This is a genomic window from Sphingomonas sp. (assembly GCF_042096255.1).
In the GTDB taxonomy this organism is placed as follows: Bacteria; Pseudomonadota; Alphaproteobacteria; order Sphingomonadales; family Sphingomonadaceae; genus Sphingomonas.
In genome coordinates, this window is sequence record NZ_JBELLZ010000127.1 from 1 (window position 1) to 7,146 (window position 7,146).

Consider the following 7,146-nt stretch of genomic DNA (forward strand, 5'->3'; position numbering starts at 1 on the left):
GCGTTTTGCGACGGCTCGCGGATCCCGGTTAGCCTGATCCAGGCCGGTCGCGGCTTCGGCAAGACGCGCGCGGGCGCGGAATGGGTGAGCCAGTTCGTCCGCGACGTGCCGGACGCGCGGGTGGCGCTGGTGGGCGCCACGATCGACGATGCGCGCCGGGTGATGGTGGAAGGGCCGAGCGGCGTGCTGGCGGTGGCGCGCGGCGACGAAGCGCCGGTGTGGCGCGCGGGCACGGGCGAGGTCCGCTGGCCCGGCGGCGCGATCGCCACCATCTATTCGGCCGAGGCGCCCGAGGCGCTGCGCGGGCCCGAGCACCATGCCGCCTGGTGCGACGAGCTGGGCAAATGGCGGGGCGGCGGCGAGGCGGCGTGGGACAATCTCCTGATGACGCTGCGGCGGGGCGACCGGCCGCGCGTGGTGGTGACCACCACGCCGCGCTCGACCGCGCTGATGCTGCGGGTGGCGGCGCTGCCGAGCGTGCACCTGACGCGCGGGCGGACGAGCGCCAACATCCACCTGCCGGACAGCTTCCAGGCGGCGATGGCGGAGCTGTACGGCCGCACCATGATCGGGCGGCAGGAGCTGGAGGGCGAGCTGTTCGACACGGTGGAGGGCGCCTTGTGGCCGCGCGCGCTGATCGAGCGGCAGCGCGGCGGCACGCTGGCGCTGGTGCGGGTGGTGGTGGGGGTCGACCCGCCCGCCGGCGTCGGCGGCGATGCGTGCGGTATCGTCGCGGTGGGGATGGGGACGGACGGCTGCGGCTATGTGCTGGAGGACGCCAGCGTCTCGGGGGCTACCCCCGAGGGCTGGGCGCGTGCTGTCGCCGAGTGCGCGGGGCGCTGGGAGGCGGAGCGGGTGATCGCCGAGGCCAACCAGGGCGGCGCGATGGTGGAAAGCGTGCTGCGCGCCGCCGAGGTGTCGCTGCCGATCCGGCTGGTGCGCGCGAGCCGGGGGAAGGTGGCGCGGGCGGAGCCGGTGGCGGCCTTGTACGAGCGGGCGCAGGTGTGGCACGCGGGCGTGTTCGCCGCGCTGGAGGACGAGATGGCGGGCTTGCAGGCGGGCGGCGGCTATGAAGGGCCGGGGCGCTCGCCGGACCGGGCGGATGCCCTGGTGTGGGCGCTGACCGCGCTGATGCTGGGGCGCAAGGGTGCGGTGGCGGTGCGGGGGGTGTGAGGGTTGCGAAAGCGAGGCACGACACCATCTTGGTCGAGCATCGGACGAAACGCGGTTGAGATTCGCGATGAACACCGCCATAGCTGCCACGTTGGGCGCTTAACCTGCCGTTCAAACGGTACGATCTATCTGACCCGCTGATTTATGTTCACATTCACCCAAGAGGCTGACATGGCAACCGCAGCGCAGAAGGCGTCCTGGACGCACGACCGCACGCCGCCGGCCCAGCCGGATTATCACGACGAGGTCAGCGATCAACAGCTGGAAGCCATCATTCGGCTGACCGATGCCGACGGTGAGCGCTGCGCAAACCGCAAGTTGCTTTTCACCCAGGGCTGGTGAGCCACAAGCTTCCGCTGTCCCTTCTGCCGACGCCTTACGAGATCGTGTGGTGTCGGTTCCCCGAGCATGAAAGCCTGGGTGAACCTGGACCAAAGCCCAGACCGGCTTTGGTTCGCAACGCTGCGCTGTGGGACGACGGGTCTGCGGAGGTTGAGGTGGTGTACGGCACCACCAATCTGAAGCTGGATACACGTCTTTACGACCTGATCATCAGCAAGGCGTCCGAAATGGATGCATGCGGATTGTATCGGGCGACTCGGTTCGATCTGGACCGGCTGGTCTGGCTGCCCTGGACGACCGACTGGTTCGAGATCATGCCGGGATACAGTTCGCCGACGATCGGCAAACTGACCGACGATGCGATCCGCATGTTGCAGATCATCGTGAGCTACAAGCAGCGGGCGGACGAGCGATGACTCCGCGCGAGCTGATCGACACGGCCATTGTCCCCGGCGGCGAGGAACTGCGGCTGTTCCGGCGCGGGGGCGATTTCATGATCGTGCTCGACCGGAACGAGCTGATGAACAGCCGGATGAGCGGGTCTGAGGAGGCGCTCGCCACGCTGGCGGCGGAGCGGCTGCGGGGGCGGGGCAAGCCGCGGGTGCTGATCGGTGGCTATGGCATGGGGTTCACGCTGCGCGCGGCGCTCGCGGCGATGCCGCAGGCGGAGGTGACGGTGGCGGAGATCGTGCCGGCGATCCTCGACTGGGCGCGCGGGCCGATGGCGGCGCTGACCGCGGGCTGCCTGGACGATCCGCGCACGCGGGTGTTCGCCGGCGATGTCGCCGATGCGATCGCGGGCGGCGGCTGGGACGCGATCCTGCTGGATGTCGACAACGGGCCGGACGGGCTGAGCCGCGCGGAGAACGACCGGCTGTACCGGGCGGGCGGCCTTGCGGCGACCCGCGATGCGCTTCGCGAAGGAGGCGTGCTGGCGGTATGGTCTGCGGGGCCGGACCCGGCGTTCGCGAAGCGGATGCGTGGCGCGGGGTTCGCGGTGGACGAGGTGACCGTGCGGGCGCGGCAGAACGGGAAGGGGCCGCGGCATGTGATCTGGGTGGGGGTGCGGTAGTAGATACGCAAGAGTTCGAATTTCGGTCAGGCTGAAGCCAGCAGTGCCTTTCCTGCCTCGGTCCAAGCGCCGCCTCGGCCTGAAGGTGCGACAAGCCCATACTTCGTGAGGAGGGCAATCGCGCCTTCGCCAGCGCCCATGGCCTGATGATCCAACCAGTCAGCATTGCCGCTGCCGAGATACTGTTCGCACATCCAAGCGAGCGCGGTGAGCAACTTGTGTTCGTCGTCGGTCATACAGCGACTCTACGCGGGCGGGTTCAGTAGGCAACGTTTGCTGCTGTGGACTAGCGTTGTCACTGATCCTCCCCCGCCAGGGGGAGGAAGCGCGAACGCGCGGGGAGGGGAAGGACGGCGGGGCCTTTGCGCCGAGCGCCGCGTCCGCCCCCACCCGGCACATGCGTGCCTCCTCTCCCTGGCGGGGAAGGATGGCTTCTTGATCACGCGGGGGCGAGGGTCTCGTCTGATCGGCCGCCCGTTCGCGCGGCCTCGTTTTGGAGAATCCAGATGAAATGGTTCGGCTGGAAGGCCGGGCGCGATGTGTCGCGTCCGGTGTTGGCGCGTGGGGGCTCGGTGGCGGCGGCGGGGGCGTGGCCGCAATCGTACGAGGCGCAGGTGCGCGCGGGCTATGGCGGCAATGCCGTCGCGCAGCGGGCGGTTAGGCTGGTGGCGGAGAGCGTCGGTGGGGCGCCGCTGGATGGGGACGCGGCGCTGGTGGCGCTGGTCGGCGCGCAGCGGATGCTTGGCACCGCGGCGGCGCAGTTGTTGTTGCATGGCAATGCCTTCGTGCAGGTGCTGCGCGATGCGGACGGCGTGCCGGTGGAGCTGTTTCCGCTGCGGCCCGAGCGGGTGGCGGTGGAGGTGGACGCGCTGGGCTGGCCGGCGGCGTATCGCTACCGGGTCGCGGCGCAGGAGGTGCGGCTGGCGCCCGATGCGGTGATCCATGTCCGCGCCTTTGCGCCGCTGGACGACCATTACGGGCTCGGCTGCCTGGGCGCGGCCTCGGCGGCGATCGCGATCCACAATGCGGCGGCGACCTGGACCAAGGCGCTCTTGGACAATGCGGCGCGGCCCTCGGGGGCTTTGGTCTATGATCCGGGCGACGGCAGCGCGCTGTCTGCGGAGCAGTTCCGGCGCCTCAAGGAGGAAATGGACGCGAGCTTTGCGGGCGCGGGCAATGCCGGGCGGCCGATGCTGCTGGAGGGGGGATTGAAGTGGCAGGCGCTGAGCCTGTCGCCCGCCGACCTCGACTTCGCCGGCACCAAGGCGGCGGCGGCGCGCGAGATCGCGCTCGCCTTTGGCGTGCCGCCGATGCTGCTCGGCCTGCCGGGCGACAGCACGCATGCGAATTATCGCGAGGCGAACCGGGCCCTGTGGCGGCTGACGGTGCTGCCGCTCGCCGATCACCTGCTCGGCGCGCTGCGGGGCGCCTTGGGCGAGTCTTTCGGGGGCGGGCGGCTGGAGGTGGACCTCGATCGGGTGCCGGCGCTGGTGGAGGACCGCGAGCGGCTGTGGCGGATGGTGAGCGCGGCGAGCTTCCTGTCCGACGACGAGAAACGGGAGATGGTGGGATGGAAATAGGGGGCGGAGCGGTGCTGGCGCAGCTGATCGCACAGGGGGCGGCGCAGGGCGCGGACCTGGCGACCTTGCGCGGCATCGCGGAGGAAGCGGGCGAGCTGGGAGCGACGCGCGCGCTGACCCGGCTGGGGCTGGCCGATGCGGGCGCCGGGCGCGACCTGGCCGAGCTGCGCGCGCTGCTGGCGGCGTGGCGCGATGCCAAGCGCGCGGCGTGGCAGCGCTTCGCCGGCTGGGTGGCGGCGGTGGTGCTGGGGCTGATCGCGGCGCGGCTGGGGATGGGGGTGATGCGGTGATCCTTCGAGACAATGAACAGGTGAGCATGCCCCCGGCATGCTCAGGATCGTCCGGGGGACGATCCGACCCGATCATTTCGACAAGCTCAGTCGTTCCTCAGGACGAGCGGTCTCCCATGCGCGTGCAGGGCTATGCGGCGGTGTTCGGGCTGGTGGATCGGGCGGGGGATGTGATCCGCGCCGGGGCGTTCGGAAACGCCGGCGTGGTGCCCTTGTTGTGGCAGCATCGTGGGGAGCCTGTGGGGGAGATCTGCGCGATCGGGGAGGATGCGCGGGGGCTTTGGATCGAGGCCGAGGTGGTCGCGCCCGAGGTGGTGCGGCTGGTGCGGTCGGGGGCGCTGCGCGGGCTTTCGGTGGGCTATCGCCCGTTGGTGGTGGTGCAGGGGGCGTATCGCGAGATCCGGCGCGCGGCCCTCGCCGAGGTGAGCCTGGTGGCGGTGCCGATGCAGGCGGCGGCGCGGGTGGAGGCGGTGATCGGGTGACGGAGCTCCCCCTCCCTGAAAGGGAGGGGGAGAGTTAAACAGAGGAGAAGACGATGGGTGACGTGATGGTGCGTCCCGCGCTCGATGGTGCGCGGGCGATGGGCGGGGGTGCGTTCGACGGGTTCGTGCGGACCGGGGCGACGCTGGAGATGAAGGCGTTCACCGGGGTGAGCGGCGATGCGGGCGGCTATGCGGTGCCGCGCGAGATCGATGGGGCGATCGACGCGCTGCTCAAGGGCGCGAGCCCGATCCGCGGCATCGCCAATGTGGTGAAGGTGGGTTCCGCCGGATATCGCAAGCTGGTGACCACCGGCGGCACGCCCTCGGGCTGGGCGAGCGAGACGGGGGCGCGGCCCGAGACGGGGACGCCGACCTTCCAGGAGATCGCGCCGCCGATGGGCGAGCTCTACGCCAATCCCAGCGCGAGCCAGGCGATGCTGGACGATGCGCAGTTCGACGTGGAGGACTGGCTGGCGGGCGAGATCGCGGCCGAGTTCGCCAAGGCGGAAGGCGCCGCGTTCGTGAACGGCAACGGGGTGAACAAGCCCAAGGGCTTCCTGACCCAGCCGACTGCGGCGACTGCGGACGGGGTGCGCGCCTTCGGGACGCTGCAATATGTGGCGAGCGGCGCGGCGGCGGACTTCGGCGCCAACCCGCAGGAGCGATTGGTCGACCTGGTGCAGAGCCTGCGCGCGCCCTATCGGCAGGGCGCGGCGTTCGTGATGAATGCGAGCACGCTGGCGCGGATCCGCAAGTTCAAGACCAGCGACGGCGCGTTCGTGTGGCAGCCGAGCCTGGCGGCGGGGCAGCCGGCGACGCTGCTGGGCTATCCGGTGGTGGAAGCCGAGGACATGCCCGACATCGCCGCCAATGCGTCGGCGATCGCGTTCGGCAACTTCCGGCTGGGATATCTGATCGCGGAGCGCAGCGAGACCGCGATCCTGCGCGATCCCTATTCGAACAAGCCGTTCGTGAACTTCTACGCGACTAAGCGGATCGGCGGCTGCGTGACCAACAGCGAGGCGATCAAGGTGATGAAGATCGCCGCGGCCTGAGTGACCGTCACCCCGGACTTGATCCGGGGTCCCGCTTCTTTGGGCGGGATCGAGAGGAAGCGGGACCCCGGCTCAAGGCCGGGGTGACGAAAAGGGGAGCGATGATGATCGAGAGGGAGGCCGGCGCGGCGCGCCGGTGGGGGCCGTGAGCGCGTCCGCCTTGCCGGCGGCGGCGATCGCGGGGGCGGTGGCGGCGGCGCGGGCGCAGATGCGGCTGGCGGTGGGCGAGGATGCACTGCTGGCGCGGCTGGCGGGGAGTGCGATCCTGGTGGGGGAGGCGTTCACCGGGTGCCTGTTCGTGGCGCGCGACGTGGAGGAAAGGATCGCGGCGGGGGAGTGGCGGGCGCTGGTGGCCTTGCCGGTGCGGGCGATCGCCTCGGTGACCGACATGGAGGGCGTTGCGCTGGCGGCGGAGGCGCATGCGGTCGACATCGACGGCGAGGGACGCGGCTGGGTGCGCGCGGCGGTGGCTGCGCGGGCCGGTTATTCGGCGGGGCTGGCGGAGAGCTGGGAGCTGCTGCCGGCGCCGCTGACGCAGGGCGTGGCTTTGCTGGTGGCGCATCTGTTCGAGGATCGCGGCGGCGCGGCGCAGCCGCCCGCGGCGGTGGCGGCCTTGTGGCGGCCGTGGCGGCGGATGCGGCTGGGGCTGGAGGCGCGGCCATGACCCCGAAGGTTGAGGCGCGGATGCGGCGGGCGGTTGCCGATCTGGCCGCACGGGTGGCGGCGCGGCTCGCCGAGGTGCCGGGCGTGCGGGTGACCGCGGGTGAGGACGCGGTGGTGGTCGAGGGCCGCAACCTTGCGCGGCGGGTGGTGGAGGAGCCGGCGCTTCGCTGGCCGGGAGCCGGGACGTGAGCGCGCGCGAGGCGCTGCAGGGCGCAGTGGTCGCGGCGGTGTCGGGCGCGGTGGCGGTGCCGGTGTTCGATGCGCCGCCGGTGCGCGGTGCGCAGCCCTATGTGCTGATCGAGGAGCCGGTGCTGGCGGACTGGTCCACCAAGGACTGGCGCGGCTGCGAGGCGCGGCTGGCGGTGATCGTGCGCGAGGGCGGCGAGCGGCCGGTGCGGGTGCGCGCCTTGCTCGCCCAGGCGTCGGACGCGGTGCTGGCGATGCCGGTGGCGCTCGATGGCTGGCGCGTGGTGACGTTGCGGCCGGTGC

Annotated in this window: 12 protein-coding genes; 11 read left to right on the forward strand and 1 reads right to left on the reverse strand. The window is 71.4% G+C overall.

The window, feature by feature from the left end:
• The 4 genes from ACFDTH_RS16490 to ACFDTH_RS16505 all read left to right on the forward strand — a co-directional run.
• Nucleotides 1-1,173, forward strand: a 1,173-nt coding sequence (locus ACFDTH_RS16490; RefSeq protein WP_375288651.1) for a DNA-packaging protein, incomplete at its 5' end; no start/stop codon positions are given.
• Between the two features lie 171 nt (nucleotides 1,174-1,344).
• Nucleotides 1,345-1,515, forward strand: a complete 171-nt coding sequence (locus ACFDTH_RS16495) for a hypothetical protein (RefSeq protein WP_375288652.1) — start codon at nucleotides 1,345-1,347, stop codon at nucleotides 1,513-1,515.
• On the forward strand, nucleotides 1,512-1,931 hold the full coding sequence (locus ACFDTH_RS16500; protein ID WP_375288653.1) for a hypothetical protein: 420 nt from the start codon (nucleotides 1,512-1,514) through the stop codon (nucleotides 1,929-1,931). Before ACFDTH_RS16495 ends, ACFDTH_RS16500 begins: the two co-directional genes overlap by 4 nt.
• Nucleotides 1,928-2,587, forward strand: coding sequence for a spermidine synthase (locus ACFDTH_RS16505; protein ID WP_375288654.1), 660 nt, complete (start codon nucleotides 1,928-1,930; stop codon nucleotides 2,585-2,587). The genes ACFDTH_RS16500 and ACFDTH_RS16505 overlap by 4 nt, the downstream gene beginning before the upstream one ends.
• Nucleotides 2,588-2,613: 26 nt before the next feature.
• On the opposite strand, the gene ACFDTH_RS16510 is transcribed toward ACFDTH_RS16505, so the two are convergent.
• The gene (locus ACFDTH_RS16510) at nucleotides 2,614-2,823 is read right to left on the reverse strand and encodes a hypothetical protein (RefSeq protein ID WP_375288655.1); all 210 of its coding nucleotides are present in this window, start codon (nucleotides 2,821-2,823) and stop codon (nucleotides 2,614-2,616) included.
• A gap of 270 nt (nucleotides 2,824-3,093) precedes the next feature.
• Between ACFDTH_RS16510 and ACFDTH_RS16515 the strand changes: the two genes are divergently transcribed.
• The 7 genes from ACFDTH_RS16515 to ACFDTH_RS16545 form a co-directional block, all read left to right on the forward strand.
• Nucleotides 3,094-4,167 (forward strand): phage portal protein, encoded by a 1,074-nt coding sequence (locus ACFDTH_RS16515; RefSeq protein ID WP_375288656.1) that lies wholly within the window; start codon nucleotides 3,094-3,096, stop codon nucleotides 4,165-4,167.
• Entirely contained in the window at nucleotides 4,158-4,457 is a 300-nt protein-coding gene (locus ACFDTH_RS16520; RefSeq protein ID WP_375288657.1) for a DUF6127 family protein, read from the forward strand. The genes ACFDTH_RS16515 and ACFDTH_RS16520 overlap by 10 nt, the downstream gene beginning before the upstream one ends.
• A 26-nt stretch (nucleotides 4,458-4,483) precedes the next feature.
• Nucleotides 4,484-4,939 carry an HK97 family phage prohead protease gene (locus tag ACFDTH_RS16525; protein ID WP_375288658.1) on the forward strand — a complete coding sequence of 152 codons (456 nt, stop codon included), beginning with the start codon at nucleotides 4,484-4,486 and terminating at the stop codon, nucleotides 4,937-4,939.
• A 53-nt stretch (nucleotides 4,940-4,992) separates the two neighbouring features.
• Nucleotides 4,993-5,994: a phage major capsid protein gene (locus tag ACFDTH_RS16530; protein WP_375288659.1), complete on the forward strand. Its 1,002-nt coding sequence runs from the start codon at nucleotides 4,993-4,995 to the stop codon at nucleotides 5,992-5,994.
• Nucleotides 5,995-6,139: 145 nt separating this feature from the next.
• Nucleotides 6,140-6,658, forward strand: a complete 519-nt coding sequence (locus ACFDTH_RS16535; protein WP_375288660.1) for a hypothetical protein — start codon at nucleotides 6,140-6,142, stop codon at nucleotides 6,656-6,658.
• The gene (locus ACFDTH_RS16540; RefSeq protein ID WP_375288661.1) at nucleotides 6,655-6,846 is read left to right on the forward strand and encodes a hypothetical protein; all 192 of its coding nucleotides are present in this window, start codon (nucleotides 6,655-6,657) and stop codon (nucleotides 6,844-6,846) included. Before ACFDTH_RS16535 ends, ACFDTH_RS16540 begins: the two co-directional genes overlap by 4 nt.
• Nucleotides 6,843-7,146 (forward strand): DUF3168 domain-containing protein (locus ACFDTH_RS16545; RefSeq protein ID WP_375288662.1); only part of this gene is annotated, 304 nt, incomplete at its 3' end. The genes ACFDTH_RS16540 and ACFDTH_RS16545, both read left to right, overlap by 4 nt.